Genomic DNA, 25,475 nt, shown 5'->3' with positions numbered 1-25,475 from the left:
GTTCATAGAAACTCGCAAGGATGCTCCATCACTTCTAGTCGGCGCATGATCCTTTCCGGATAGCCGGGTTCCAGGATTATGCGCAAAGGGACAGCCCATGCTGGAAAACAACTCCCGGATTGCGGCGGCGATCGTCGATGACGCGATCACCTCGCGCCGGTCCGTACGCGCCTTCTTGCCCGACATGGTCGACGACGACACCATCCGCGGTATTCTCGCCGTTGCCGCGCGCGCGCCCTCAGGCACCAACATGCAGCCCTGGAAGGTCTATGTGACCAAAGGCGAGGTCAAGCAGCGCATCACCGACGCCATCCTCAGTTCGGGCATCCGCGCCGAAAAGGCCGAGTGGGACGAGTACCGCTACTATCCCGACCAGTTCTTCGAACCCTATCTGACGCGACGGCGGGCCAACGGCTTCGGCCTCTACGGCGTGCTCGGCATCGGCCGGCGCGAGGTCGACAGGATGCGTGCGCAGCATGACCGCAATTTCGTCTTCTTCGATGCGCCGGTCGGCATGATCTTCACCGTCGACCGGCGGCTGAACAAGGGGTCGTGGATCGACTACGGCATGTTCCTGCAAAACATCATGGTCGCGGCGCGGGGCAGGGGCCTGCACACCTGCCCGCAGGCCGCCTTCGCGCCCTATCACCGGCAGATCAGGCCGGTGCTCAACATCCCCGACGAGGAGATCGTCGTCTGCGGCATGGCGCTCGGCCATGAGGATACGTCCAAGCCCGAAAATGCCTTCCGCACCGACCGCGCGCCGCTGGAAGAGTGGGTGACGTTCGCCGAGTAAGGTGACGACGCGCCGTCTAGCTACTGCACTTCGTAGCCGACTTCCTCGCTGGCGTGGCAGAGCGCCTTCCAGAACGAGCGGGCAAACGAGCGGAACACATAGATGTCGAACTGATCGGCGCCGGTGCGCTGGATCTGCGCGAAGACGTCGTGATGCATGGTCGAGCGGCCGGCGCCGATCGGGAACGCCGGCAGCGCGAAGTCGATGGCGAAGAATTTTGCCAGCACCCACTCGGCCTTCGGCCCGGCGATACGGATCGCGGTGCGGCCGTGCGAAAGGTCGGTCACCGTACCGATGGCCGAAGTGACGACACTGGCAAAGGCCGACGCCAATCCCTCGGCTTCATCGACCACAGTGAACTTTCCCGGCGCAAAGCCAAACACCGACCTGACGCCGTCCGTGACACCGCCGCCGGCACCGTCGGGCAAAGCCAGGCCGGTGACCGCATGGATGCCGGCCATCAACTTCTTCTCCTCGCCGGGCCAGGCGGCGAGCTGCAGGATCGAACCCTGCCTGGTTTCGGAGAGGATGATTTCGACACCGTGCTCGAAATTGCCATGCGAGCCTGGATGCAGCACCGGCTCAAGCGGTGATTGGCGTTCAACCATGCATGCGGCTCCCGTCCGGATCGAAGAAATGGTTGGAGACGATCTCGACCGGCCCGAACCGGTTGCGCAACGGGTCGGAAACATAGGCACGCGAGCCGCGCCGCGCCTTGCCGCCCTTGACCAGGGCAAGCGCGATATATTTGCCGAGCGCCGGCGAATAGCAGCAGGCGGTGATGTGGCCGAGCGAGCCGTGCGGATTGGCTTCGTCAAGCTCCTCGACGATGTGTGCGCCGCCGTTGAGCGGCTGGTTGTCGAGCGAAACAATACCGACGAGTTCCAGGCGGTCGGGTGCGATCAGCCCCTCGCGGTCCATCATCGCCGAACCGATGAACGGCTTCTTCTTCGACAGCATCCAGTCGAGATGCAGGTCGCGTGCCGTAGTGCGGCCGTCGATCTCGGCGCCGGTGACGTGGCCTTTCTCGATGCGCATGGTGCCCAGCGCCTCCAGGCCGTAGGTCACCAGCCCGAACGGCCTGCCGGCTTCGATCAGCGCCTCCCAAACATGGGTGCCGTAACCGGCGCCGGAATAGACCTCGAAGGCCATTTCGCCGGAGAAGGACAGCCGGCAGATCATCACCGGCACGCCAGCGATTTCGCCGTGGACGATGCCCATGAAGGGCAGGGCGGCGTTGTCGACGGCGGTGCCGCTGACGCACGCGGCCAATATCTGCCTCGCTTTCGGCCCGCCGATGGCGGCACCGGCCCATTGGTCGGTCACCGAGGTGACGTGGACCTTGAGCTCCGGCCAGATCACGTCGAGGAAATACTCCAGATGCTGCATCACCTTGCCGGCATTGGCGGTGGTGGTGGTCATCAGGAAATCCTGCTCGCCGAGCCGCCACGTGGTGCCGTCGTCGAAGGCGAGACCGTCCTCGCGCAGCATCAGCCCGTAGCGCGCCTTGCCGACGGCCAGCGTCGAAAACATGTTTGTGTATACGCGGTCGAGGAATTCCGCCGCGTCCGGGCCTTGCACCGCGATCTTGCCAAGTGTCGAGACGTCGACGATGCCGGCGCTCTCGCGCGTGGCTCTCGCTTCGCGCACATAGGCCTGCTCGATCGTCTCGCCGGGATGGCCGTAGATCATCGGCCGGTACCAGAGGCCGGCCGAATACATGGTGGCGCCGTTGGCGACGTGCCAGTCATGCATCGGCGTTAGCCGCTCGGGCTTCAGATCGCCGAAGCGTTCGGCGGCAAGCGAGCCGATCGACACCGCCGAAAAGGGCGGGCGAAAGCGCGTCGTGCCGACCTGCGGGATCGGCTTGCCCAGCGCCTCGGCCATGATGGCGAGGCCGGGTATGTTGGAGTTCTTGCCCTGGTCCGTCGCCATGCCGAGCGTAGTGTAGCGCTTCAGATGCTCGACCGAGACGAAGCCTTCGCGATGCGCCAGCCGCACGTCATCCGCCGTCACGTCATGCTGGAAATCGACGAAGCTCTTTCCTTCGGCCTTGATCTCGAACACCGGCGCCGGATCGGGATCGCCAGGTCTTGCCTCGATGGCAGGCAAGGCCGCCGGCGTGGCGGTTGCGCCCGCAGCGGAAAGGCCGGCGGCGCGGCCTTCGGTGATCGCCTCGGCGGTGGAGAAACTGCCGGTGAAGGCGCCGGCGCCGATCCATTGCCGTGTTGCGGGCTTGGGCGGCAGGAAAGCTTGCAATGCTTCGTTCCATTCCGCTCTGGCGCCGGCCTGGCTGGCCAGATGGATGGTCGGCGACCAGCCGCCCGACATCAGCAGGCAGTCGGCGTGGATGCTGCGCGCATCGCCGGAAAGCGCGCCGTTGACCATGTCGAAGCGCTGCACCTTGAAGCCGGAAAGCGCCTTGCCGCCCTCGGTGGCGATCACCGCGTGGCCAGAAAGGATCTCGGCCTCCGCTTCGCCGGCCAGCTTGCGCATTTCGCTCGAAAGCTCAGGGCGCACGTCGACGATGGCGACGACCACGGCGCCGGCCTTCTTCAGCGCAAGGGCGGAGCGATAGGCGCTGTCATTGTTGGTGAACACCCCGATCCTGTCGCCGGGCAGCACGCCATATTCATTGGCATAACGCTCGGCAGCATGCGCCAGCATTACGCCTGGCCGATCGTTGCCCGGAAAGACCAGCGGACGCTCCAGGGAGCCGGTGGCCAGCACCACCGATTTGGCGCGGATCGTCCAGTAGCGATGGCGCGGCTCGCCTTTGCCGGGCTTTTCCTTGTGGTCGGTGACGCGTTCGATCGCGGCAAGTGTGTTGCCGTCATAATAGCCCCAGACGGTGGTGCGCGGCAGCAGGCGGACGTTGTCACGGCCTTCGAGCTGGCCGGCGGCGCGCGCTGCCCAGTCGGCGGCCGGCATGCCATCGATCGTCTCGCCCGACCAATTGGCCGAGCCGCCGAAATGCGGCTCGAGCTCGGCCAGGATGACGCGTGCACCCTGATCGGCGGCCGCCCTGGCGGCCATCAGTCCGGCCGGGCCGGAGCCGACCACCAGCACATCGCAAAACGCGTTCATGCGTTCGTAGCGCGCCGTATCGGGAGCCGTGCCTGCCTTGCCCAGGCCGGCGGCACGGCGGATGAAATGCTCACAGAACATCCAGAAGCGCGTGCCCTTCAGCGGACCTATCACCGGTCCCATGAAGGTCTTGTAGTAGAAGCCGGCCGACAAAAGCTTGCCGCCGAGCTGGTTCACGGCACTGACGTCCCAGGCAAGCGAGGGGAAGCGGTTCTGGCTGATTCCTGCCAGCCCGTCATAGATCTCGACCATGGTGGCGGGAATGTTCGGCTCGCGAACCTCGCCCCTCAACACCGTCACCAGCGCGTTTGGCTCCTCGACGCCGGCAGTCAGCACGCCGCGCGGGCGGTGATATTTGAACGAACGCCCAAACAGGGAGACGCCGTTGGCCAGCAGCGCCGAAGCCAGCGTGTCGCCAGCATGGCCGGTATAGGGGGCGCCGTCGAAGGTGAAACGGATGGTCCGCAGCCGGTCGATGAGGCCGCCGGCCTCGCTACGGCGCGGGCTCATGGCTTGTCCTCGGCCCGGTGCCGCGCAACCGAGTTGTGGTCGCCGCGCGCGAACGCGGTGCTGGAGATCTCGTGCGTCAGCGTGTTGCGTACGACCCTGAGATGGGCGCGGCAGCCGCCGGAATGCTGCCAGATCTCATTGTGGTCGCCGGCCGGGTTAAGCCGATCGTAGACATAGGCGTTCCAGGCGTCGAGGTTCTGCGAGGCGGGCTGTGGGCGCAGGCGGTTGCCGTCGCCCTGATAGGTGAACTCGATGACGTCGCGCGGACCGCAATAGGGGCAGGTAATGAGCATGGATTTCTTAAACTTTCTCGTTTGACCATGATCTTGTCCGAAAACCGGTTTCCACTTTTCGGGATCATGGCCTAATGCAGCCGGGGCGTGGCGCCCTGGCCCTTGTCGTCGATCACCAGGCCACGGTAAAAGCGGTCGAGCGTGAAGGCCGCATTGAGATCGTGCGGCTCGTCCTTGGCAATGGTCCAGGCAAAGCACCAGCCGGAAGCCGGCGTCGCCTTGAAGCCGCCATAGCACCAGCCGCAATTGAGATACATGCCCGGCAGCGGACCGGTGGTGATGATTGGCGAGCCGTCCATCGACATGTCGCAGACGCCGCCCCATGAGCGCAGCATGCGGACGCGGGCGAGCCCCGGGAATAGCGCCAGCATCTCGCTCATCACCTCATCGACGATCGGCAGGCTGCCGCGTTGGGCGTAGCTGTTGTAGCCGTCGAGATCGCCGCCATAGACAAGGCCGCCCTTGTCCGATTGCGACATATAAAAATGGCCCATGCCGAAGGTCAGGACCGTATCGATGAAGGGTTTTAGCGATTCCGTGACGAAGGCCTGCAGCACGTGGCTCTCGATCGGCATCGTCTCGATGCCGGCAAGCCGCATGACCCGCCCGGTGCTGCCGGCCACTGCGACGGCTACCTTTTTGGCGCGGATTTCGCCGCGCGTCGTCGTGACGCCGGTGATGCGGTCGCCGTCGCGCAGGAAGCCGGTGACCTCGCAGTTTTCGATGATGTCGACGCCGCGGCGATCTGCGCCGCGCGCATAGCCCCAGGCGACCGCGTCGTGGCGGGCGGTGCCGGCGCGCCGCTGCATCAGGCCACCGACGATCGGGAAACGCGCGGTGGCCGAGACGTCGAGCGCCGGCACCAGGCGCGCGATTTCGGCGGGGGTCATCAGTTCGGCGTCGACGCCGAGATGGCGCATGGCGTTGCCACGCCGGGCATAGTCGTCGAGCTGGGCAGGTGTGTGGGCGAGGTTCAGGCAGCCGCGCTGCGAGAACATGACGTTGTAGTTGAGGTCATGGGCCAGGTTCTCCCACAGCTTCATCGAATGCTCGTAAAAGCGCGTGTTGGCCGGCAGGAGATAGTTGGAACGGACCGCCGTGGTGTTGCGGCCGACATTGCCGGAGCCGAGCCAGCCCTTCTCCAGCACCGCGACATTGGTGATGCCGTGCTCCTTGGCTAGATAGTAAGCGGTCGACAGGCCATGGCCGCCGCCGCCGATGACGATCACGTCGTAGGACGCTTTCGGGTCGGGCTTGCGCCAGGCCGGCTTCCAGTCCTTGTTTCCGGTCAGCGCGTTTTTGAGAAGCGAAAAGGCCGAATATTCCGCCATTCTTATTGTCATCCATTTCAGGCTTTGCGGCAGACTATAGAGCAGGCCGCCAATGCAAAGCCAAGATTGCGCCATCGCTTTTCGACTCCCCGACTTCGATTGGCGACTTCGATTGGCCGACTTCGAAAGCGGGCCGTCAGGGACGGCTTGCCCCCAGATATGTCGGTCTTTATCAAGAGCGGGCCTTTAGAACGCCTTATCGCCCGTGAGTCGCCAGACAATCATGTTTTTCCGACTGATCCGTTTCGTTCTGGTCCTGGCGCTTGTCGCCACGGCGCCGCTTTCGTTGCGAGCGGTGGCGCAAGGGCTTGGCCAGGCGCCTGCGGGACTGGTCAGTGATCAGCAGAAGATCCTCCAAGATCTGACGACAAAGACCGACAACCTCGAAAAGAAGATCCAGCAGGACGGCGACGATGACGCCAGCCTTGTCGATATTCGGCTGCAGCTGGAAGAAATGTCGCGCGCTTCGCTGAACAGCGCGCTCGCTTTCCGGCCGCGGCTGAGCGAGATCAACAGTCGGCTCGAGCAGTTGGGTCCGCCACCGGCCGCGGGCCAGCCGGCCGAGCCCGATATCGTGACCGGCGAACGCCAGGCGCTGGCCTCCGAAAAAGCCGAAATCAATGCCGTCATCGCCACGGCGCAAACCCTGTCGATCCGCATCAGCGGGCTGATCGAGCAGATAGGCAACATGCGCAGCCAGCTGTTCCGCAATCAGCTCACCAAGCGCTACGTGCTGTCGGATGCATTGAGCCCCGAGGTCATTTCCGACGCCAACGACGAATTTACCAGTTTCTATAAGGCGGTGTCGTCCTGGCTGAGCTTCGCCTTCAAGTTCAAGTTCCAGGCCATTCTTGCCGCGGCCCTGATGGCGCTCGCGCTGGCTGCTGTGCTTTTCGTCGGCGGGCGGCGCCTGTTCGGCCGCGTCTTCGAAGCCGATCCTTCCGTCGAGGATCCCTCCTATCTCAGCCGCTTGTCGGTGGCGTTCTGGTCGACATTGCTGCCGACGCTGGCGGTTGGCGTCTTCCTTGTCTCGACCATTTTCTTCTTCAATTACTATAACGTGTTGCGCGGCGACATCGGCATCTTCCTGAATGCGCTGGTTGCCGTTATCGCGGTGGTGTTCTGCGTCAACCGGCTGACCAATTCGGCGCTGGAACCGCGGCTGCCGAACTGGCGTCTGATCCCTGTCGAAACCGGCCCGGCGCGCTGGCTGGTGCGGCTGACCACTGCCATGGCCGTCGCCATCGGCATCAATTATTTCCTGTCGGTCGTCAACGACAAGATGGGCTCGCCGCTGTCGCTGACCATCGCCAGAAGCTTTGTCGCCACCATCAGCGTCGGCGTCATCCTGATCCTGATGAGCCTGCTTAAGCCGTTCAAGGCTGCCGACGGGAGCTGGCGCCCGTGGCCGGCATGGCTGCGCTACACCGCCGTCGCGCTGGGGCTATTCACCATCGCGTCGGCGCTGCTCGGCTTTATCGGCCTTGCCATTTTCGTCTCGGTGCAGGTCGTGGTCACCGGCACGATCCTGGTCACCGCCTATATCGGCTTCCTGTCGGCGCGGGCGATCGGCGAGGAAGGCGGTTTCGCCAACACTTCGATCGGGCGCTGGCTATCGGCCAATTCAAGCTATGAAGAGACCGCGCTCGACCAGCTCGGGCTTGTCGTCAGCGCCGCCATCAACATTATGATCGTGCTGGTGTTCCTGCCGCTGATCCTGTTGATGTGGGGCTTCCAGCCCGGCGACATCCAGGCGTGGGCCTACAAGCTGGCGACCGGGCTCACCATCGGCTCGGTGACGATCTCGGTCACCGGCATCCTCACCGGCGTCGTCGTCTTCATCATCGGCTATTTCCTGACGCGCTGGTTCCAGGGCTGGCTCGACGGCTCGGTGATGGCGCGCGGCCGGGTCGACACCGGCGTGCGCAATTCGATCCGGCTGGCGGTCGGTTATGCCGGCGTCGCGGTCGCGGCACTGGTCGGCATCTCGGCGGCCGGTATCGACCTCTCCAATCTCGCGCTGGTCGCCGGCGCCCTGTCCCTCGGCATCGGTTTCGGCCTGCAGAATGTCGTCTCGAATTTCGTGTCGGGTCTGATCCTGTTGGCCGAGCGGCCGTTCAAGGTCGGCGACTGGATCGTCGCCGGCGACATCAGCGGCACGGTCAAGAAGATCAGCGTACGCGCCACCGAGATCGAGACGTTCCAGCGGCAATCGGTGATCCTGCCCAATTCAAACCTGATCAACAATGCGGTCGGCAACTGGACGCACCGCAACAAACTCGGCCGCGTCGACATCAAGGTCGGCGTCGCCTATGGCAGCGACGTCAAGCACGTGCATGGCGTCCTGTTGGAGATTGCGCGCAGTCATCCGTTGGTGCTGAAAAATCCGGAACCCTTCGTGCTGTTTTCCAATTTCGGCCCGGCCGCACTCGAATTCGAGATTCGCGTGTTCCTGGCAGACGTTCTTAGTGGCAATATCGTCCAGAACGACATCCGCTTTACTATCTTCGATGTGTTCGCCGACCAGCATATCGAAATTCCGTCGGCGCCGCGCGCCGTCGTCGAGACCAAAAAGCACGAGGCGTGGCCGATCGACGACGACAAGATCGAAGTCGAATTCGCCGAGCGAGAGCAAGCAAAAGTCCTCGCGGCGGCAGAGGCGAAACGTCTCGCCAAGTCGGGACGCAAGGTGCGGAAGCCCGATCCTGACTAGCTGTTTGGAGCTTGCCTTCAAGCCTTCGGAAACCAATTGCGGCATGAATGCGGCATTCAGTTGCCGTTCAGCTTGCATTGCATATAAGCTCACCTGCAAACGGCGAGAATGCCTTGCGAAATGCAACAGGGGCGGTGGCAACACCGATATTGCAAAATGTGGAAGTCTCTCGTCGCCGCCATCGCTTTTCTGGCCGTGGGCGGTTCGGCCCATGCCGCCAGCGCGGTCAACAAGGACGCCGAGACCCGCACGCTGATCGTGACGGAAGGCGGCGGCAAGACCGAGCTGGCGCTGGCCGCCGGCGAAACCGTGGAATTTTGCCCGAGCGGCTGTTTCGTTACCTTGCCGAATGGCGACCTCGAGGCACTGACCGGTTCGGAAACGATCGAGATCTCGGGTGGCGTCGCGCGCATCAAGTAACATCGACGCCATGATTTTTGAAGGCCGGGCAAACGCCCGGCCTTTTATTTGCTTCCGGTAATCGGCGATGAAGGTACGCACTTTTCTTCGAAGCTGCGCAGGACTGGCTCTAGCAGCGCCTTCGTACCGAGCAGGGCGAAGGCGTAGGTCTAACTGCATTCGACGAGCTGGTGGCGCGGGCTTTTTTGGCGATGTCGCAAACAGGCTGCAAGCGCGCCGCCGCGCCGCCCTATAGTCTGCCGCAATAGCATCTTGGAGTCGCGGGCAATGGCAGGATTTCCGGAAAAGGCGAAGGTCGTCATCGTCGGGCTGGGCGGAATCGTCGGCGCGTCGGTCGCCCATCACCTGATCGAGCGCGGATGGGACGATATTGTCGGCATCGACAAATCGGGCATCCCGACCGATATCGGCTCGACGGCGCACGCCTCCGACTTCTGCTACACGACCAGCCATGATTTCCTGTCGTGCTGGACGACGCTCTATTCCATCGATTTCTACGAAAAGATGGGTCATTACGCGCGCATCGGCGGCCTCGAGGTCGCCCGCGTCGGCGACGACGCCCGTATGGCGGAAATCAAGCGCAAGATCGCTTCGGCGAAGGCCTTCGGCACACGCGCGCGCCTGATCGATCCCGCCGAGATCAAGGAAAAATTCCCGCTGATCGAAGAACAGATGGTACAGGGCGGCCTGTGGGATCCCGACGCCGGCCTCGTCATCCCGCGCTCGCAGACCGTCGCCGGCAAGCTTGTCGACCAGGCGGAAGCCTCCGGCAAACTCAGGGCGTTTGCCAACACCTCGGCCAGGTCGCTCGTCATCGAGAACGGCCGCATCAAGGGCGTGGTGACCGACCGCGGCACCATCGAAGCCGACTATGTCGTGGTCTGCACCGGCATCTGGGGACGGCTGATTGCGGAAATGGCGGGCGAGGACCTGCCGGTCATGCCGATCGACCATCCGCTTACCTTCTTCGGGCCGTACACTGAGTTCGCCGGCACCGGCAAGGAGATCGGCTGGCCGCTGCTGCGCGACCAGGGCAACTCGGCTTACATGCGCGATACCGGCGACCCCAAGACCGCCGAAGGCGGGCAGATCGAATGGGGTTATTACGAAGAGACCAATCCGCGCCTTTGCCATCCGCGCGATATTCTCGAGAAAAACGAGGCGCGGCTTTCGCCGTCGCAACGCGATCTCGACATGGAGCAGATCCTGGCGCCGCTCGAGCGCGCCATGGAACTGACGCCGATCCTGGGCGAGCTGGGCTACAATGAGAGCCATTCCTTCAACGGCCTGCTGCAGGTGACGGCGGACGGCGGCCCATCGATGGGCGAAAGCCAGAAGGTGAGGGGCCTCTGGTATGCCGTTGCCATCTGGGTCAAGGACGGCCCCGGCATGGGCAAGCTCATCGCAGACTGGATGACGGACGGCCGCACGGCGATCGACCACCACGCCATCGACTATTCGCGTTTCTATCCGCACCAGACCAAAGAGCAGTTCATCTGGGACCGCTGCACCGAAACCGCGATGAAGGTCTACAACCCGGCGGTGCATCCGCGTGAGCCCTTCTCCAAGGCCCGCAATGTCCGCCGCTCGCCCTTCTGGGAGCGCGAGAAGGAACTCGGCGGCTATTTCATGGAGCTCGGCGGCTGGGAGCGCGCCCACGGCTACGCCGCCAACGAGCATTTGCTCGAGAAATACGGCAACCGGGTGCCGGTGCGCCAAAACGAATGGGACAACCGCCATTTCTGGCGCGTCTCGAATGCCGAGCATCTCGCCATGAGCGAGGATTGCGGCATCGTCAACCTCTCGCATTTCGCCATGTACGACGTGGAAGGTCCCGATCATGTCGCGCTGATGGAATGGCTGTGCGCGGCAAAGATCGGCGGCGACGGCAATATCGGCAAGGGCATCTATACGCATTTCCTCGACGAGGAAGGCATGGTCCGCGCCGACCTGACCGTCATCCGCATGGCCGACCGCTGCCGCGTCATCGACGGCGCTGATGCCGGGCCGCGCGACTTCCAGTACATGCGCCGGACGGCAGAGGACAAAGGCTTCGACGTTACCGTCACCGATGTGACCGAGAGATATGTGACCGTCGGCATCTGGGGTCCGAACGCGCGGGCAACATTGGGCAAGGTCGTGGAAAACCCCGACGGACTGACGCCTGAGAATTTTCCCTTTGCCGCGATCAAGCCCGTCAGGATCGCCGGCAAGGACGTGACCGCCTTCCGCATCTCCTATGTCGGCGAGCAAGGCTGGGAACTGCATATGCGCTACGAGGACGGCCTGGCCGTCTGGGACGCGCTGCGGTCGACCGGCGTGATGGCCTTTGGCGTCGAGACCTATGCCAACAGCCGCCGCATGGAGAAGAGCCTGCGCCTGCAGAACGCGGATCTGTTGACCGAATACAATCTGCTGGAAGCCGACCTTGCCCGCCCGAAGGTCAAGGAGGCCGATTTCTGCGGCAAGGCAAAGCATCTGGAATATCGCGCCCGGGCGCATCAGCCGGCCATGCTTTGCACGCTTATCATGACGGACAATACCGATTCCAACGGCGTTCCCCGCTATCCGGTCGGCATGATGCCGGTGATGGATCCGCAAACCGGTGAGACGCTGGTTGACGAGCTCGGCCGTCGGTCGTTCACGACCTCGGTGGTCTATGGTCCGACCCTCGGCAAGAACATCGCGCTCGCCTACCTGCCCTGGGCTTATTGCCAGGAGGGCCGCAAGCTGAGCGTCGAATATTTCGGCGAGAAATACCCGGTCGAAGTGGCCGCCGTCGGCTACAGGCCGCTCTACGACCCGGAGAACCTCAATCCGCGCAGCTGAACGTTGCTTGCTTGCCGATTCTCCACACAGGCAGCCCGAGTAGTGCCAGCAGGACCTGAATGCAGAAGCCCGATTCATCGTCGGGCTTTTCGCTTTGTGGAGCGATGATTCTCGCTTACCGTCGCGCTGCGATTGGGGGGTGCCTTTGCGGCGGATCGGCTGGGACAGAAAAAACGATGCGCTTGTGTTTCAGCTGAACCGGAATATCCCGGTTCGCGTCAGCTGGACCTTGGCAATTCCCATCGTGCTGCCCTTCCTGAACGAGTGGGCGAGCCGACCCAAGGATGCACTGATCCATACCTCTATCTTTGCAGCGCTTCTATTTGCGTCGATATTTTTGCACGAACTGGCACACGCCTGGATCGGACGCCGACAAGGCGTCGCCACCGACAGGATAGAATTATATCTCTTCGGCGGGCTCACGCGTTTCAAACGCGCCGCAGCGCCATCGCCTGCCTGGGCGCGGATTGCGATAGCGGGTCCCCTGGCGAACGTCGCGCTCGCCGCGTTTTTCGCTGCGGCCTATTATCTGGTTTTTGGAGAACTCATCCCAGTTGCGCCCGAAAGGCCATTCGGGTGGCTGCCGTCAAGGTCGGCCGGTCCTCTGGAATGGACGCTTTGGATTGGCGCATTGTTGAACGTGTCGCTTATCGTTCTCAACATCCTGCCCGCCTACGATCTGGATGGCGGCGTGATTGCAAGACATTTGTTCCTGAGACGCTTCGGCGTCCGCCGGGCCGCGCAGATCGTCGGCATCTGCGGCATCGTACTTTCAATTCTGCGTTTTGCGATCATCTTGCCTGCCGCGGGTGCAGGTATTCTGTTGTGGCTTCCGCCGTCATTCAAGCCGAACTGGAGGGCAGCGCGCGGGGTCGGTACTAGAAAACCGAAGCCGGACCCATTCCCTGAGACGGATGTCGAGAAGGCCGTGGAGTGGCGGGGACGGGGCGGGCACCGCATCCACAAATGAAATTCATTTTCCGGCGGTTCGCAAAAATGTGACCGGATGAGCCCGGCTCTCCACCGGGCTTTTCTCTTTGTCGATCGGCGATTTTCGCTTACCGTGCGGCATGTCTGCTTTTGCCCGTGCAAGACATCTCGTCTCGGGCGCCGCCGCGCTGGCGTCGGCGCTGTGGCTGACTGCAAACTCCCGCGCCGCCGAGCCGGTTGATGTCCAACTGGTGCTGGCAGTCGACGTATCCTTGTCCATGTCGCCCGACGAGCTCGAAATCCAGCGTCATGGCTATGCGGCGGCGCTGACGCACGACGATGTCCTGCAGGCAATCGGCGAAGGCGCTCATGGCAAGATTGCCGTCACCTACGTCGAATGGGCTGGCGCGACCTGGCAGCAGGTCGTGGTGCCATGGACGGTGATCGCCAATCGTGCCGACGCTGAGCGGCTGGCAGCGCAGCTTTCCGCTCATCCGCCGGCCAGTGCCAGGCGCACCTCGATCTCCGGCGCCTTAGAATTCGCCAGCGATCTCTTTGCCGAAAGCGGCTTCCAGGGCGTCAAGCGGGTGATCGACATTTCGGGTGACGGCCCCAACAACCAGGGCGCACCTGTCGATATCACCCGCGACGCCGTGATTAAGCAGGGCATCACCGTCAACGGCCTGCCGCTGATGACCAGGGGCGGGTTCAGCAGCGCTTATGATGTCAACAATCTCGACCGTTACTACAGCGACTGCGTCATCGGCGGGCCGGGCTCCTTCATGATCCCGGTCAATGACTGGACGCAGTTTCCGGAGGCAATCCGCCGCAAGCTGGTGCTGGAGCTTGCTGGTCCGGCCTCGCCGCAGCGAGCGGCCGAAGAGGCGGCGCATCCGCCATTGGTGCTGGCACAGGACATCCCCGACACCGACTGCCTGGTCGGCGAAAAAATGTGGCGCGATCGCAGCTGGATGTACAACACCCGCTAATGGCGAAGTTTACTGCCGGTAGTGAGATACCGCAGTGCAGCATCTGCTTCATTGACAAGCCTGTGGGCGTCTGTGACACAATTCCCCATCCGAACACATAAAAAGGGGAACCGAGATGAACAGGATCGGAATTCTTGCCGCAGGCTTGACGCTTGCCGTCGGATTGTCCGCGCCGGCGATGGCCGCCACATCGGTTAGCATCGGCATCAGTGGATGGACCGGCTTTGCGCCGCTGACCCTCGCCAAGCAGGCCGGCATCTTCGAAAAGCACGGCCTCGACGTCACCTTGAAGAAGGTGCCGCAAGCCAGCCGGCCGCTCGCCATCGCCAGCGGCGACCTGCAATGCGCCGCCACCACGGTCGAGACCTGGCTGGTCTGGAACGCCAATGGTGTGACGACCAAGCAGATATTCCAGCTCGACAAGTCCTACGGCGCCGACGGCATTGTCGCCCGCAACGACATCAAGACCGTCGCCGATCTCAAGGGTAAGTCGGTCGCGTCCTCGGCGCCGGGCACGTCGCCCTATTTCATGCTGGCCTGGGTGCTCAACAAGAACGGCATGTCGACCAAGGACGTGACGGTCGTCAACCTGGAGCCGGACGCGGCGGCGCAGGCGTTTCTCGCCGGACAGAACGATGCGGCGGTGACCTATGAGCCGTTCATCTCGGCGGTGCGCGACAAGTCCGACCAGGGCCATATCCTTGTGACCACTCTCGACTATCCGATGGTCCTCGATACAGTCGGCTGCACGCCGGAGTTCCTTAAGGCCAATCCGGATGCGGCCAAGGCGCTTGCCGACAGCTATTTCGAGGCACTCGACCTGATCAAGAGCGATCCCGCGAAATCCTATGAAACGATGGGCGCCGACGTGAAGCAGTCGGCCAAGGAGTTCGAAGAGTCGGCCAAATACCTGAAATGGGCCGACAAGGCCGAAAACAAGCAGTTCTTCACCAAGGAATTCCAGGACTTTTCCAAGACCGCCGGCGAGCTTCTGCTGCAGATGGGCTTGATCAAGGAAGCGCCCGACGTCTCGACATTGGCCGACACCAGCGCCGTCGCCGACTAACCGGCAGGATTGTCGCCCGGCGGCGGCGCGTGCGCCGCCGCTTTTTCATTCAGATCAGAGGACGGTCGAAGATGCCGCGCCCCTTGCATCCGGTCTCGCCGGGCACTCGAACCGTGCTCGGCATCTCGTTCTTCGTGCTGTTCGTGGCGTTCTGGGCGTGGATCACGCTTGGCGGCCACGTCAATCGCATTTTCCTTGCCGATCCGCTGTCGATGGTGCGAGACGGCTGGCGGCTGCTGGTCGAGGACCGCTTCTGGCTCGACATCCTCATCACCATCTGGCGCGTCTTCGGCGGGTTTCTGATGGCGGCCATCGTTGCCGTCCCGCTCGGCATCGTGATGGGCGCCTGGAAGCCGGTGGAGGCGTTCCTGGAGCCGTTCGTCTCCTTTGCCCGCTATCTGCCGGCATCGGCCTTCATCCCGCTGCTCATCCTGTGGGCGGGCGTCGGCGAGCTCGAAAAACTGCTGGTGATCTTCGTCGGCTCGGTGTTCCAGATCATCCTGATCATCGCGGTCAAGGTCGGCGGCACACGGCGCGACCTGGTCGAGGCCGCCTATACGCTTGGGTCGTCCGACAACGGCATCGTGCGGCGCGTGATCATGCCGGCCAATGCGCCCGAGATCGCCGAAACCCTGCGCCTGGTGCTCGGCTGGGCCTGGACCTATGTCATCGTCGCCGAGCTGATCGGCTCGTCGTCGGGCATCGGCTACATGATCATCAACAGCCAGTCGCGGTTGGCGACGGGGCAGATCATCTTCGGCATCATCGTCATCGGCCTGATCGGGCTGCTGTCTGATTTCGCCTTCAAGGCGCTCAACCGCTGGCTGTTTCCGTGGAGCCTGGCGTGAGCAAGCTGCTCATTGAAGGCGTCTCGCGCACCTTCGCCGGTGTCGGCGGCGGGCAGCCGGTCCAGGCACTGATGCCGGTCGATCTGGCGGTTGCTGCCAACGACTTCATCACCATCCTGGGGCCATCCGGCTGTGGAAAGTCGACGCTGCTCAGGATCGTCGCCGGCCTCGAAGCGCCGAGTGAGGGACGTGTTCTGCTCGACGGCAGGGTGGTGGACCGGCCGGGTCCAGACCGTGGCATGGTTTTCCAGTCCTATACGCTGTTCCCGTGGCTGACGGTCGCCGACAACATCGCCTTCGGCCTGCGCGAGCGCGGAATGGCCGAACGAGAGCGGCACGATATCGTCGCGTCCTATGTCGATCTCGTCGGGCTTAAAGGCTTCGAGAACCATTGGCCGAAGCAACTTTCAGGCGGCATGCAGCAGCGCACCGCGATCGCCAGGGCACTGGCCAACGATCCGGAGATCCTGCTGCTCGACGAGCCGTTCGGCGCACTCGACAACCAGACCCGCGGGCTGATGCAGGAACTGCTTCTCGGCATCTGGGAGCGCCGGCAAAAGACGGTGCTGTTCGTCACCCACGACATAGAGGAGGCGATCTTCATGGCATCGCGCGTCGTGGTGATGACGGCGCGGCCTGGCCGCATCAAGTCGGATGTCGCTGTCGACCTGCCGCATCCGCGCCACTATACGCTGAAGACCAGCCCGGAGTTTTCGGCACTGAAGGCGCGGCTGACGGAAGACATCCGCGTCGAGGCGATGCGCACGGCCGAAGTGCATTGACTAGGCAGGCTTCGTTCAGCCGATGGTCCGATCAAGCCGCCAGAAGCTGCTTGCGGTCGACTCGTTCTTGTTGCGGCGAGCGGGCGTACAACTCGCGATAACATTTGGAGAAATGCGAGGCGGAAACAAAGCCGCAGGCGACCGCCACTTCGACCACCGGCAACGACGACTGGATCAGCAGGTGCCGGGCGCGGTCGAGGCGGATCTCCAGATAGTAACGGGCAGGGGAGCGCCCCATCTCGGTGCGGAACAGGCGCTCGATCTGCCGGCGCGACAGGTCGACATGGTCAGCGATCTCGATCAGCGAGAGCGGCTCGGAGAGATTGGCCTCCATCAGCTCGATAATGGTCAGCACCTTGGAATTCTGCACGCCAAGGCGGGCGCGCAGCGGCAGGCGCTGGCGGTCGGTCGGGCTGCGCACGCGATCGGTCAGCACCTGCTCGCAGACGCGGTTAACGAGGCTCTCGTCGAAATCGTCGCCGATCAGCTTCAGCATCATGTCGAGCGCAGCGGTGCCGCCGGCGCAGGTGTAGATGTTCTGGTCGATCTCGAAGAGGTCGGCGAAGACATTGGCCTTGGGGAACGCCTCGGAAAAGCCCGGCAGGTTCTCCCAATGGATGGCGCAGCGCTTGTTGGACAGCAGGCCCGCGGCGGCCAGGATATGCGCGCCGGTGCACAGGCCGCCGACGGCAACGCCGCGATTGTACTCCTCGCGCAGCCAGGCAAAGGCCGATTTGTTCTGATAGCGCTCGACATTGATGCCGCTGCAAACGATGGCCATGTTCGGCCGGTCCGGTCCGGACATTTTCTTGCGCTCTTCCTCCAGCGAGGTGTTGACGGCGCATTCGACGCCGTTCGAGGCGCGCACCGGCTTGCCGTCGATGCTGGCGAGCCGCCAGCGATAGGCTTCATAGCCGAGCATGCGGTTGGCCGAACGCAACGGATCGAGCGCCGTCGCGAAGGCGATCATGGTGAAATCGGGGACCAGGAAGAATACAAACGATCGCCGGATCGGGTGCTTTACGACGTTCACGGGTAGATCCTCACGCTGCAATGGCGCGAACAGGATGTCGCGATCAGCATAGCGACATCAGGAAAAACGTTTCCTGTCAATTGGCTAGATGGCAACGGAAAGACTTTATTTGCGACATGGGTCGCAAATGGGCAATCGCTATGCGGCGAAGGGCACAATGTGCCGCCGGATCGACCAAACGAGCCGACGCAGTCTGCGCACACGAAAACGCCGCCTCGGCAAAGCCAAAGCGGCGCTGGATCGACGTCGACGCAGCGCTAGACTGCTTCCGCCAAGATTTGCTGTCTCAGGCGACAAAGCCGAGGCGCGCGGCAGCCATGGCGCCGGTCTGGCCAGGCATGGTGTTGGCCAGGCGCTGGCGCTCGAGCGCGGTCGTCAGGTTCATTTCGCGGCGGGCAAAGAGGCGGGCAAAAAGCTTCATGATCATCTCCATTCGGTTGCTCAGACGGGTCGCCTTCGCTTGATGGAGTGGGGCAGCTCGTTTGTTGATGATGATATAGGCTTACGTGAGGGGAAACTAAATCGCAAAAGCGAAGCACTTGATATGAAAAGCGACACGGAATGCGACAAATTTGGGCATTCTGCCCAGGATTTTCGATTATTTACAATGTGTTGATTGCCGGCACGGGCTGCTATGCGACTTGCTCATATGCGTCATGGGGCGGCGACATGGCTCGGGGAAATCATTTGAATACAAACAAAAAGGCCTGCCGGGCTGATCTGCGCGGCAGGCCTTCAGCTGTTGATACACACGGTTTACTTTGCTCCAGCCCAGGATCCTACGCCATGGCGAGTGCCGGCCTTGGCGTCGGCAGCTTCGGGCCAGCCGATATCCTTCTGCAGTTCAATCGGCAGTGCGCGGATGGCGCGTTCCGTCTGGTAGCGGGCGCGGGCCTCACTGAATTCGGTCGCGATCCGACCGATGGATGACAGGATAGACATCTCATTCTCCTTCGCGTTGGGCCGGGATTTTCCCGGCGCTTGCAGCGTCAGGCGGTACACCGGGTTTGTTTCAGCTTCATTTCGTGTCGATTGCAGGTCCGTGTCATGGTTGTTTCCCGGACCACTTCGATGCAGCCTGCCTTCGATGGAGTTGACTATCCTCCCAAACTGATGTTCAATCAAACGAAATGGAATGATGGTTTGCATCAGAAAAATTGAAGGTCGATTCCCATGAACGCCCCACTCAATCATCCGCTGCCGCTGCTCGATCTTGATGTTCTGCGCACTTTCGTCGCAATCGCCGAGACCGGCAGCTTCACCACTGCGGCCAATGCGGTCTTCCGCACGCCGTCGGCCGTCTCCATGCAGATCAAGAAGCTGGAGGACATACTCGGCCGCTCGGTGTTCGCGCGCGACGCCCGTTCGGTGACGCTGACCACCGATGGCGAGATGCTGCTCGGCTATGCGCGCCGCCTGCTGTCGATCAATCGCGAGGTGGTGTCGAAGTTCATCATTCCAGACATTGTCGGGGTGGTGCGGCTCGGCTCGCCGGACGATTACGGCGAACGTGTGCTGCCGCATGTGCTGAAGCGGTTCGCACAATCGCATCCATCAATCGCGGTCGACGTCACCATCGACCAGAGCGTCAATTTGCGCCGGCGCATGGACGACCGGGCGCTCGACATCACGCTGCTAACCAACTCCTACAAGACCAGCGCGATCGGCGCCGAAGTGCTGCTCACAGAGCCGATCGTCTGGGCCGGTGCCAAGGGCGGTTGCGCGCATCTGCGCGAGCCGCTGCCGGTCTCATTGTGGGAAGAGGGCTGTGCCTGGCGGGCAGGGGCATTGGAGGCGCTTGGCCGCGAGGGCCGCAACTACCGCATCGCCTATATGAGCGCACACACGGCCGGCCAGCGCGCCGCGATCATGGCGGATCTTGCAGTCGCGCCGCTGCCGAAATCGTTCCTCGGCAGTGACATGGTCGAGCTGTGCCCGAAGGACGGCATGCCTGACATCGGCACCTACAATCTCGCCATGGTGGTGACGCCAGACGCCAGCGCGCCGGTGAAGGCAGTCGCCGACCATATCCGCGCGACGTTTGAGGTGTTCAGGGAAACTGGGAAGTTCTGACCCAAACTACGACCTGAGCGGCGCAACCAGATCGCGAGGGGTTCCGTCGCGGTCTGTCCTTTGCAGCGACAACTCGCCTGCCGTGGCATGGTAACTGTCAGTTTCGTTGGTCAAGAAGGCCACTATACTGTCCCGCGCGCGTCGCGCCTCCGGCATGTCGATCAACGGCCAGACATGGAACATGCCTTGCTCGTGGACGACCTCAATTTCGACGCCGGCCGCGCGTGCCTTTTCCGCGAAGATCAGATTGTCGGGGGTGAGCAGATCGCGTGAACCGGTCAGCAGCAGCGTTTTGGGCAGCACCGACAGGTCGCCGTAAACCGGGCTGATGCGCCAGTCGGTGGGATCTATGCCGGCGCTGTAAAGCCGGATCGCCTCGCGGCCGCCAGCAATGCCTAGCCACGGATCGTTGCGTTCAGCCTCATACATTTCTGGGTTGGCGAGCGACACGTCGAGGCCGGGCGAAATCAGCACGTGGCGTGATGGCAAGGGCAGGCCGTCTTGCGCAGCCATCATGGTCAGCACGACGGCCATGTTTCCGCCGGCGGAATCGCCCATGAAGATGATGTCATTCGCCCTGGTTTCGCCGAACATCTGGCGGTAGACGGCGCCGACCATGCCGAACATGGCGTGGAAATCGTGTTCGGGAGCAATGGGATAGATCGGCACGGTGATGCCGAACCCGAGACGGTCGGCCATGTCGGCGATCAGCCGCCAATGATAGGGTGTGATTTCAAAGACGTAAGCGCCGCCGTGCAGGTAGAGAATCCGCCTCCGCTCGCCAGCCTGGGGAGCGATCTCGTAGACGGGGAAGCCGCTGATCGTGCGGGTTGTGATCTCCAGGCGCGACTGCAGCGACGCAGGCGGCTGATGGTTTTCAGTCTTGCGCGCATAGGCGATCCAGCGCTGCAGGTTCTCCGGGCTGGAAAACGCCTTCTTGCGACTGTACCTGAGGACGAACGACACGACGTGGCTTTTGAGGCTGGGCATGCAGATACACGGACTTCGGCTGAGCCGACTAAGAGAACCCCCGACTATTTCGAAGATTGTGTCGCCACCAAAAAAGTCAAGATTTATGCGATCTCAACACGGTGGTTTGATCCCGGCTGGCGACAAAGCGTCCGGCCATGAAGTCGCTGGCCCAGCGGCGCAGCTCAACGCCGGGGCAGTAATGCGGCGCGCAGCCAATTGCTGGGTGCAGCCGGAGCCGCATTGCGGCCCCGGCGAATACCGAGCAGCTTGCATTTGTCGATGAATTTCATCCGCGCTGCATGCCCCAGCCGACCGAAAGCTGCTTTTCGCTCGAACGCGGCGACACCGGCCAGCCAATGTCCTTTTGGATCTCAGGCGGCAAGCTGTTCAGGATGCGCAGCGACTTGCGCGCTTCGCGTGTTTTCTTGATGGCCGCACCATAGCGGCCGAGGCTTTCGAACATCGACATCGTGCTCTCCTTTGAGTGTTGCGGCGGGACAAGAGATGTTCTCTACCGGCCATCGATGCCGGTTAAATGCACCGCATATGTATCTGGCGGATTTCACGAAAACGGCAGTTTGTTTCAGGCTGGGCTGATCCGGAAACATTTGCATGCAAATGAAATTGGGGCGAAGTGCCGTTGTCGCCTTCTGGATAACCGTCTCGGTGGGCCGGAACTTGTGACCGCTGGTTCACAGCGCCCGGCGCTGTTAGTGTCTTCATGCCGACAGACGAGAGATTGTGATGGGCAGTGCCGACGCAATCAGCGAAATGCCATATGCGCTCGGCCATTCCGAGCTGGAGTTGCGGCGCCTCAGTACCCAAGCACGCCTGATCGACCCGATCACGCGACGTTTTTTCATGGAGGCTGGAATTGCTCCCGGAATGCGCGTGCTCGACGTCGGTTCGGGAGCTGGCGATGTCGCCATCCTGCTTGCCGATTTGGTCGGCCCGACGGGAAAGGTTGTCGGAATGGATACTTCCGCCACGGCGCTCGACATCGCCCGGCGTCGAGTTGCCGCGCTCGGATTGAACAATGTGACGTTCGATATGGGGGATCCCACGGAGATATGCCTGGCGCAGGCCGTCGACGCGATTGCTGGCCGCTACGTCCTGCAGTTTATGCCTGATCCTGCGGCCGCCCTGGCCAAACTGAAGACCCATTTGCTTCCTGGCGGCATCATCGTCTTCCACGAGTTGGATTGGGCTGGCGCGCGCTCGGTGCCGCCTGCGCCGCTCTACGACCGCTGCTGTGCGCTGTGCGCCGAAACCATTCGCCGTCTCGGCGCCGAAACCGGCATGGGTCCGAAATTGCATATCGCATTTGTGAACGCCGGCATTCGTCCGCCATCGATGCGGCTGGAATCCGTTGTCGGTTCGGGCCCGGCGGATGCCGACAAGCTCGATCTTGTCGCTGATCTTGTGCGGACGCTGCTACCAGACATGGAGCGTCTCGGAATCGTCGTCAAAGACGAGATCGATACCAAAACCCTGTCGCCAAGAATGCTCGACGAGGTCGTTTCGCTCGGAAGTGTGGTCATCGGGCGGGCGGAAATCGGTGCGTGGTCGCGCATCTGATTGGTCGTTCAAACCGTCCGACGTTTCTTCACTCCCGGCTACGCCGGGCCGCGTGGCCTTCGCGGGAGCGCCGGCGCGGGGCGGCGTCACCGGCGACACCGTCCTCGCTGACGGTCTTGCGGGGTGGCAGTTTCACCGCCGCCGACAATTTTGGGAACGGGTCGATCTTGTTCGGGAGCGCCATGGCATAAACGAAATGTTCCTGGAATTTCGGCTCCAGCGCCGTCTCGATCTTCTCGATCTTGCTAACGGTTTCCTCGATCTCGCGGCGATAGCCACGGTTCAACAGCGCCATGCGGGCGCCGGCGCCGGCCGCATTGCCAACGGCCGAGACCTTGTCGAGGTCGCAATCCGGGATCAGGCCCAGCACCATTGCGTATTTCGGGTCGATGAACGAGCCGAAGGCGCCGGCGAAGTGGATGCGGTCGACATGATCGGTGTGCTGCTTTTCCATCAAAAGCTTGGTGCCGGCATAAAGGGCGGCCTTGGCAAGCTGGATAGCGCGCACATCAGTCTGGGTGATGGTGATCTTGGGCTCGCCTTCCTTCAGCACATAGGAGAAGGTGCGGCCGTTGGCGACGACGCGAGACGAGTTGGCGCTCAGCGATCCATCGACGACGCCGTCCTCGGAGATGATGCCGGCGAGATACATCTCGGCGACCACCTCGATGATGCCAGAGCCGCAAATGCCGGTGACGCCAGTCGCCTGCACGCTGTCGAGGAAGCCCGGCTCGTCGGACCAGAGTTCCGAGCCGATGACGCGGTATTTAGGCTCCAGCGTTTCGGGATCGATACGGACGCGCTCGATGGCACCCGGTGCGGCACGCTGGCCACCGGAGATTTCCGCACCCTCGAAGGCTGGGCCGGTTGGCGAGGAGGCCGCCACGACCCGCTGGCGATTGCCGAGCACGATCTCGGCATTGGTGCCGACATCGACGATCAGCATCATCTCCTCCTGGCGGTGCGGGCCTTCCGACAGCGTCACCGCGGCCGCGTCGGCGCCGACATGGCCGGCAATGCAGGGCAGCATATAGAGGCGAGCGCCCTGATTGAGCTTCAGGCCGATGTCCGATGCCTTTATGTGCACGGCGCCCGAGACGGCAAGTGCGAAGGGTGCGCCGCCGAGTTCGGTGGGATCGATGCCGAGGAACAGGTGATGCATGATCGGATTGCCGACGAAGACGGAATCCAGGATGTCGTTGCGTTGGACGTTGCCCTCCGCGCAGACCTTGTCGACGAGGCCCGAAATGGCCTCGCGCACGGCGACCGTCATGCCTTCGCGGCCGTCCGGGTTCATCATCACGTAAGAGACGCGGCTCATCAGATCCTCGCCGAAGCGGATCTGCGGATTGGACGTACCCGACGAGGCGGCGACGCGGCCCGACAGCAACGACACCAGATGCATGGCGATCGTGGTCGAGCCGATATCGCAGGCAAGCCCGTACGCCTCGTTCTTGAGGCCGGGCCACAAAGCGATGACCCGCGCGGTCTCGCTGTCGGTGTCCTTGTGGATGGCGGCGGTCGCGGTCCAGTTGCCCTTGCGCAAAATGCCTTGCACCTGCGGCAACAGATGGAAATCGAAATCGAGGCTCTTGAGGCCCCAGTCCTTCATCAGCGCGATTTTCAGGCGGTCGAGGTCGCCGAGTGGCTTGTGCATGTCGGGTTCTTCGATCTCGACATAGCACATGCGGATTGATGCATCGCGGGCGATGACCCTGGTGTCGGCATCCTTGCGGATGGTTTGCGCGTTGATGACGGTGTCCTGCGGCACGTCGACGACGAGATCGCCGAGGATCTGCGCCGAGCAGGACAGGCGGCGGCGTTCGGGCAGCCCACGCACGCGCTCGTAGCGCTCTTCCTTCGCGCCCTTGGGCGAGATGTGGTCGTTGGAAGAGACAATCTTGTGCTTGGCGAAATTGCCTTCCTGCACCTCGATCTGGCAGCGCCCGCAAGTGGCACGCCCGCCGCACACGCTCTCGACATAGACACCGAGCTGGCGCGCGGCATCCAGCACCGGCGTGCCGACCGGAAACCGCCCGCGCTTGCCGGACGGCATGAACAGCACGAGCGGATCGGTGATGTTGACGGGAGAGTTCATACGTTCCAGACTTTACTTTCTACGCTGCTCGGGTCTTGGCCACGGCAGCGATGCCGCTGTGTTTCGGTTCCTCCCCAGTCCTAGGCCCCATATCGTGTCGGCCAAGCCATGGCTCAACCCCGGGCCATCCGCGCTTCGCGGCCGCCGCGCCTGCGTCCGCCATTGCCATTGCCATCGCCCGGCGCGTTGACCTGTGTCCGGGCGGCAACGGCCTGGCCGCCTTCAGCAGGCTTGTAGTCCTTGTAGGTCCTGATCCAGTTGGTGCAGTTCTCGTCGGTGCCGTTCAGCACGTTGGCGCCGCGCACCGCTTCCATTTCCTGCGGCCGCACCGGGTTCATGATCGCCGAGGTCATGCCGGCGCCGATCACCATCGGGATGAAGGCGGCGTTGATGCCATGACGGTGCGGCAGGCCGAACGAGATGTTGGAGAGGCCGCAGGTGGTGTTTACCTTGAGCTCCTCGCGCAGCCGGCGTAGCAGGGCAAATACCTGGCGGCCGGCATCGCCCAGCGCGCCGATCGGCATGACCAGCGGGTCGACGACCACATCATGCGCCGGAATCCCGAAGTCGGCGCAGCGCTGAACGATCTTCTTGGCGACGGCAAAGCGCACATCGGGGTCCATCGAAATACCGGTCTCGTCGTTGGAAATGGCGACGACCGGAACGTTGTATTTCTTAATCAGCGGCAGGATGGCTTCGAGCTTTTCCTCCTCGCCGGTGACGGAATTGACCAGAGGCCGGCCCTTGGCGACCTTCAGCGCCGCTTCGATTGCCGCAGTCACGGAGGAGTCGATTGACAACGGCAGGTCGACCAGGCCTTGCACGATCTCCAGCGTCTGCACCAGCAGGCCGGGTTCGGTCTCGTTCGGATTGACAGAGGTGACGCCGGCATTGACGTCGAGCATCGTTGCGCCGCAGGCGGCCTGCTCCAGCGCATCCCTGATGACAGTCTCAAAATTGCCCGCGATCATTTCGGCGGCCAGCTTTTTGCGGCCGGTCGGGTTGATGCGCTCGCCGATCACGCAGAAGGGCTGATCGAAGCCGATGATGATTTCTCGTGTCGCCGAGGCGACGATGGTCCGGGTCATGAAATCTCTCCATCGTGATATAAAGAGTTCTTTATATCG

Annotated in this window: 22 protein-coding genes; 11 read left to right on the top strand and 11 right to left on the bottom strand. The window is 62.7% G+C overall.

From position 1 onward, the window contains the following. The first annotated feature begins 97 nt into the window (after positions 1–97). Positions 98–796, top strand: coding sequence for a nitroreductase (locus NKH70_RS21980; RefSeq protein WP_352978414.1), 699 nt, complete (start codon positions 98–100; stop codon positions 794–796). Between the two features lie 20 nt (positions 797–816). On the opposite strand, the gene NKH70_RS21975 is transcribed toward NKH70_RS21980, so the two are convergent. The 4 genes from NKH70_RS21975 to NKH70_RS21960 all read right to left on the bottom strand — a co-directional run bounded on the left by NKH70_RS21975 (position 817) and on the right by NKH70_RS21960 (position 6,017). Then, positions 817–1,404 carry a sarcosine oxidase subunit gamma gene (locus NKH70_RS21975; protein ID WP_352913215.1) on the bottom strand — a complete coding sequence of 196 codons (588 nt, stop codon included), beginning with the start codon at positions 1,402–1,404 and terminating at the stop codon, positions 817–819. After that, the gene (locus NKH70_RS21970; protein WP_352978413.1) at positions 1,397–4,393 is read right to left on the bottom strand and encodes a sarcosine oxidase subunit alpha; all 2,997 of its coding nucleotides are present in this window, start codon (positions 4,391–4,393) and stop codon (positions 1,397–1,399) included. Before NKH70_RS21970 ends, NKH70_RS21975 begins: the two co-directional genes overlap by 8 nt. Then, on the bottom strand, positions 4,390–4,686 hold the full coding sequence (locus NKH70_RS21965) for a sarcosine oxidase subunit delta (RefSeq protein ID WP_352978411.1): 297 nt from the start codon (positions 4,684–4,686) through the stop codon (positions 4,390–4,392). The genes NKH70_RS21970 and NKH70_RS21965 overlap by 4 nt, the downstream gene beginning before the upstream one ends. A 71-nt stretch (positions 4,687–4,757) precedes the next feature. Then, the gene (locus NKH70_RS21960; protein WP_352978409.1) at positions 4,758–6,017 is read right to left on the bottom strand and encodes a sarcosine oxidase subunit beta; all 1,260 of its coding nucleotides are present in this window, start codon (positions 6,015–6,017) and stop codon (positions 4,758–4,760) included. A gap of 223 nt (positions 6,018–6,240) precedes the next feature. Between NKH70_RS21960 and NKH70_RS21955 the strand changes: the two genes are divergently transcribed. The 8 genes from NKH70_RS21955 to NKH70_RS21920 all read left to right on the top strand — a co-directional run bounded on the left by NKH70_RS21955 (position 6,241) and on the right by NKH70_RS21920 (position 16,594). Then, entirely contained in the window at positions 6,241–8,730 is a 2,490-nt protein-coding gene (locus NKH70_RS21955; protein ID WP_353025980.1) for a mechanosensitive ion channel family protein, read from the top strand. Positions 8,731–8,886: 156 nt separating this feature from the next. Next, positions 8,887–9,150: a hypothetical protein gene (locus NKH70_RS21950; protein ID WP_023676533.1), complete on the top strand. Its 264-nt coding sequence runs from the start codon at positions 8,887–8,889 to the stop codon at positions 9,148–9,150. A 267-nt stretch (positions 9,151–9,417) separates the two neighbouring features. Then, complete coding sequence (locus tag NKH70_RS21945; RefSeq protein ID WP_352978406.1) at positions 9,418–11,979, top strand: GcvT family protein; 2,562 nt, start codon at positions 9,418–9,420, stop codon at positions 11,977–11,979. A 145-nt stretch (positions 11,980–12,124) separates the two neighbouring features. Next, positions 12,125–12,949: a site-2 protease family protein gene (locus NKH70_RS21940; RefSeq protein WP_352719714.1), complete on the top strand. Its 825-nt coding sequence runs from the start codon at positions 12,125–12,127 to the stop codon at positions 12,947–12,949. 100 nt (positions 12,950–13,049) lie between these two features. Beyond that, complete coding sequence (locus NKH70_RS21935) at positions 13,050–13,898, top strand: DUF1194 domain-containing protein (protein WP_352719713.1); 849 nt, start codon at positions 13,050–13,052, stop codon at positions 13,896–13,898. 115 nt (positions 13,899–14,013) lie between these two features. Beyond that, complete coding sequence (locus NKH70_RS21930; RefSeq protein ID WP_352719712.1) at positions 14,014–14,964, top strand: ABC transporter substrate-binding protein; 951 nt, start codon at positions 14,014–14,016, stop codon at positions 14,962–14,964. A gap of 71 nt (positions 14,965–15,035) precedes the next feature. Next, entirely contained in the window at positions 15,036–15,812 is a 777-nt protein-coding gene (locus NKH70_RS21925) for an ABC transporter permease (RefSeq protein WP_292654712.1), read from the top strand. After that, the gene (locus NKH70_RS21920) at positions 15,809–16,594 is read left to right on the top strand and encodes an ABC transporter ATP-binding protein (RefSeq protein WP_352719710.1); all 786 of its coding nucleotides are present in this window, start codon (positions 15,809–15,811) and stop codon (positions 16,592–16,594) included. Before NKH70_RS21925 ends, NKH70_RS21920 begins: the two co-directional genes overlap by 4 nt. 31 nt (positions 16,595–16,625) lie before the next feature. Here NKH70_RS21920 and NKH70_RS21915 read toward each other — a convergent pair whose 3' ends face one another. The 3 genes from NKH70_RS21915 to NKH70_RS21905 all read right to left on the bottom strand — a co-directional run bounded on the left by NKH70_RS21915 (position 16,626) and on the right by NKH70_RS21905 (position 18,569). Beyond that, a complete protein-coding gene (locus NKH70_RS21915) occupies positions 16,626–17,564 on the bottom strand; it encodes a GlxA family transcriptional regulator (RefSeq protein ID WP_302895626.1) in 939 nt (312 codons plus the stop codon). Between the two features lie 349 nt (positions 17,565–17,913). After that, positions 17,914–18,048, bottom strand: coding sequence for a hypothetical protein (locus tag NKH70_RS21910; RefSeq protein WP_013894968.1), 135 nt, complete (start codon positions 18,046–18,048; stop codon positions 17,914–17,916). A 335-nt stretch (positions 18,049–18,383) separates the two neighbouring features. After that, positions 18,384–18,569 (bottom strand): hypothetical protein, encoded by a 186-nt coding sequence (locus NKH70_RS21905; RefSeq protein ID WP_352452109.1) that lies wholly within the window; start codon positions 18,567–18,569, stop codon positions 18,384–18,386. A 231-nt stretch (positions 18,570–18,800) separates the two neighbouring features. On the opposite strand from NKH70_RS21905, the gene NKH70_RS21900 reads away from it, so the two are divergent. After that, positions 18,801–19,700: a LysR substrate-binding domain-containing protein gene (locus NKH70_RS21900; protein WP_352913224.1), complete on the top strand. Its 900-nt coding sequence runs from the start codon at positions 18,801–18,803 to the stop codon at positions 19,698–19,700. 6 nt (positions 19,701–19,706) lie between these two features. Here NKH70_RS21900 and NKH70_RS21895 read toward each other — a convergent pair whose 3' ends face one another. Then, entirely contained in the window at positions 19,707–20,690 is a 984-nt protein-coding gene (locus tag NKH70_RS21895; RefSeq protein WP_292654722.1) for an alpha/beta hydrolase, read from the bottom strand. A 268-nt stretch (positions 20,691–20,958) separates the two neighbouring features. Continuing rightward, positions 20,959–21,141 carry a hypothetical protein gene (locus NKH70_RS21890; RefSeq protein WP_352467719.1) on the bottom strand — a complete coding sequence of 61 codons (183 nt, stop codon included), beginning with the start codon at positions 21,139–21,141 and terminating at the stop codon, positions 20,959–20,961. Between the two features lie 275 nt (positions 21,142–21,416). On the opposite strand from NKH70_RS21890, the gene NKH70_RS21885 reads away from it, so the two are divergent. Next, the gene (locus NKH70_RS21885) at positions 21,417–22,250 is read left to right on the top strand and encodes a class I SAM-dependent methyltransferase (RefSeq protein ID WP_352978402.1); all 834 of its coding nucleotides are present in this window, start codon (positions 21,417–21,419) and stop codon (positions 22,248–22,250) included. Between the two features lie 28 nt (positions 22,251–22,278). On the opposite strand, the gene NKH70_RS21880 is transcribed toward NKH70_RS21885, so the two are convergent. Together NKH70_RS21880 and NKH70_RS21875 are read right to left on the bottom strand one after the other, a co-directional pair. Next, positions 22,279–24,348, bottom strand: a complete 2,070-nt coding sequence (locus NKH70_RS21880) for an ASKHA domain-containing protein (RefSeq protein ID WP_352913228.1) — start codon at positions 24,346–24,348, stop codon at positions 22,279–22,281. Between the two features lie 113 nt (positions 24,349–24,461). Continuing rightward, complete coding sequence (locus NKH70_RS21875; protein ID WP_352467721.1) at positions 24,462–25,436, bottom strand: methyltetrahydrofolate cobalamin methyltransferase; 975 nt, start codon at positions 25,434–25,436, stop codon at positions 24,462–24,464. Positions 25,437–25,475: the final 39 nt, after the last annotated feature.

The sequence above is a fragment of the Mesorhizobium sp. M0991 genome (genome assembly GCF_040318915.1).
GTDB lineage: Bacteria > Pseudomonadota > Alphaproteobacteria > Rhizobiales > Rhizobiaceae > Mesorhizobium.
Note: the sequence above shows the minus strand (reverse complement) of the source record. Positions and strands in the feature narration are given on the sequence as shown.

Excerpts from the sequence above, each read along its gene's own strand:
- NKH70_RS21980 (WP_352978414.1), top strand. The coding sequence starts at position 98 with ATGCTGGAAAACAACTCCCGGATTGCGGCGGCGATCGTCGATGACGCG.
- NKH70_RS21975 (WP_352913215.1), bottom strand. The coding sequence starts at position 1,404 with ATGGTTGAACGCCAATCACCGCTTGAGCCGGTGCTGCATCCAGGCTCG.
- NKH70_RS21970 (WP_352978413.1), bottom strand. The coding sequence starts at position 4,393 with ATGAGCCCGCGCCGTAGCGAGGCCGGCGGCCTCATCGACCGGCTGCGG.
- NKH70_RS21965 (WP_352978411.1), bottom strand. The coding sequence starts at position 4,686 with ATGCTCATTACCTGCCCCTATTGCGGTCCGCGCGACGTCATCGAGTTC.
- NKH70_RS21960 (WP_352978409.1), bottom strand. The coding sequence starts at position 6,017 with ATGGCGGAATATTCGGCCTTTTCGCTTCTCAAAAACGCGCTGACCGGA.
- NKH70_RS21955 (WP_353025980.1), top strand. The coding sequence starts at position 6,241 with ATGTTTTTCCGACTGATCCGTTTCGTTCTGGTCCTGGCGCTTGTCGCC.
- NKH70_RS21950 (WP_023676533.1), top strand. The coding sequence starts at position 8,887 with ATGTGGAAGTCTCTCGTCGCCGCCATCGCTTTTCTGGCCGTGGGCGGT.
- NKH70_RS21945 (WP_352978406.1), top strand. The coding sequence starts at position 9,418 with ATGGCAGGATTTCCGGAAAAGGCGAAGGTCGTCATCGTCGGGCTGGGC.
- NKH70_RS21935 (WP_352719713.1), top strand. The coding sequence starts at position 13,050 with ATGTCTGCTTTTGCCCGTGCAAGACATCTCGTCTCGGGCGCCGCCGCG.
- NKH70_RS21930 (WP_352719712.1), top strand. The coding sequence starts at position 14,014 with ATGAACAGGATCGGAATTCTTGCCGCAGGCTTGACGCTTGCCGTCGGA.
- NKH70_RS21925 (WP_292654712.1), top strand. The coding sequence starts at position 15,036 with ATGCCGCGCCCCTTGCATCCGGTCTCGCCGGGCACTCGAACCGTGCTC.
- NKH70_RS21915 (WP_302895626.1), bottom strand. The coding sequence starts at position 17,564 with ATGATCGCCTTCGCGACGGCGCTCGATCCGTTGCGTTCGGCCAACCGC.
- NKH70_RS21910 (WP_013894968.1), bottom strand. The coding sequence starts at position 18,048 with ATGAAGCTTTTTGCCCGCCTCTTTGCCCGCCGCGAAATGAACCTGACG.
- NKH70_RS21905 (WP_352452109.1), bottom strand. The coding sequence starts at position 18,569 with ATGTCTATCCTGTCATCCATCGGTCGGATCGCGACCGAATTCAGTGAG.
- NKH70_RS21900 (WP_352913224.1), top strand. The coding sequence starts at position 18,801 with ATGAACGCCCCACTCAATCATCCGCTGCCGCTGCTCGATCTTGATGTT.
- NKH70_RS21895 (WP_292654722.1), bottom strand. The coding sequence starts at position 20,690 with ATGCCCAGCCTCAAAAGCCACGTCGTGTCGTTCGTCCTCAGGTACAGT.
- NKH70_RS21890 (WP_352467719.1), bottom strand. The coding sequence starts at position 21,141 with ATGTCGATGTTCGAAAGCCTCGGCCGCTATGGTGCGGCCATCAAGAAA.
- NKH70_RS21885 (WP_352978402.1), top strand. The coding sequence starts at position 21,417 with ATGGGCAGTGCCGACGCAATCAGCGAAATGCCATATGCGCTCGGCCAT.
- NKH70_RS21880 (WP_352913228.1), bottom strand. The coding sequence starts at position 24,348 with ATGAACTCTCCCGTCAACATCACCGATCCGCTCGTGCTGTTCATGCCG.
- NKH70_RS21875 (WP_352467721.1), bottom strand. The coding sequence starts at position 25,436 with ATGACCCGGACCATCGTCGCCTCGGCGACACGAGAAATCATCATCGGC.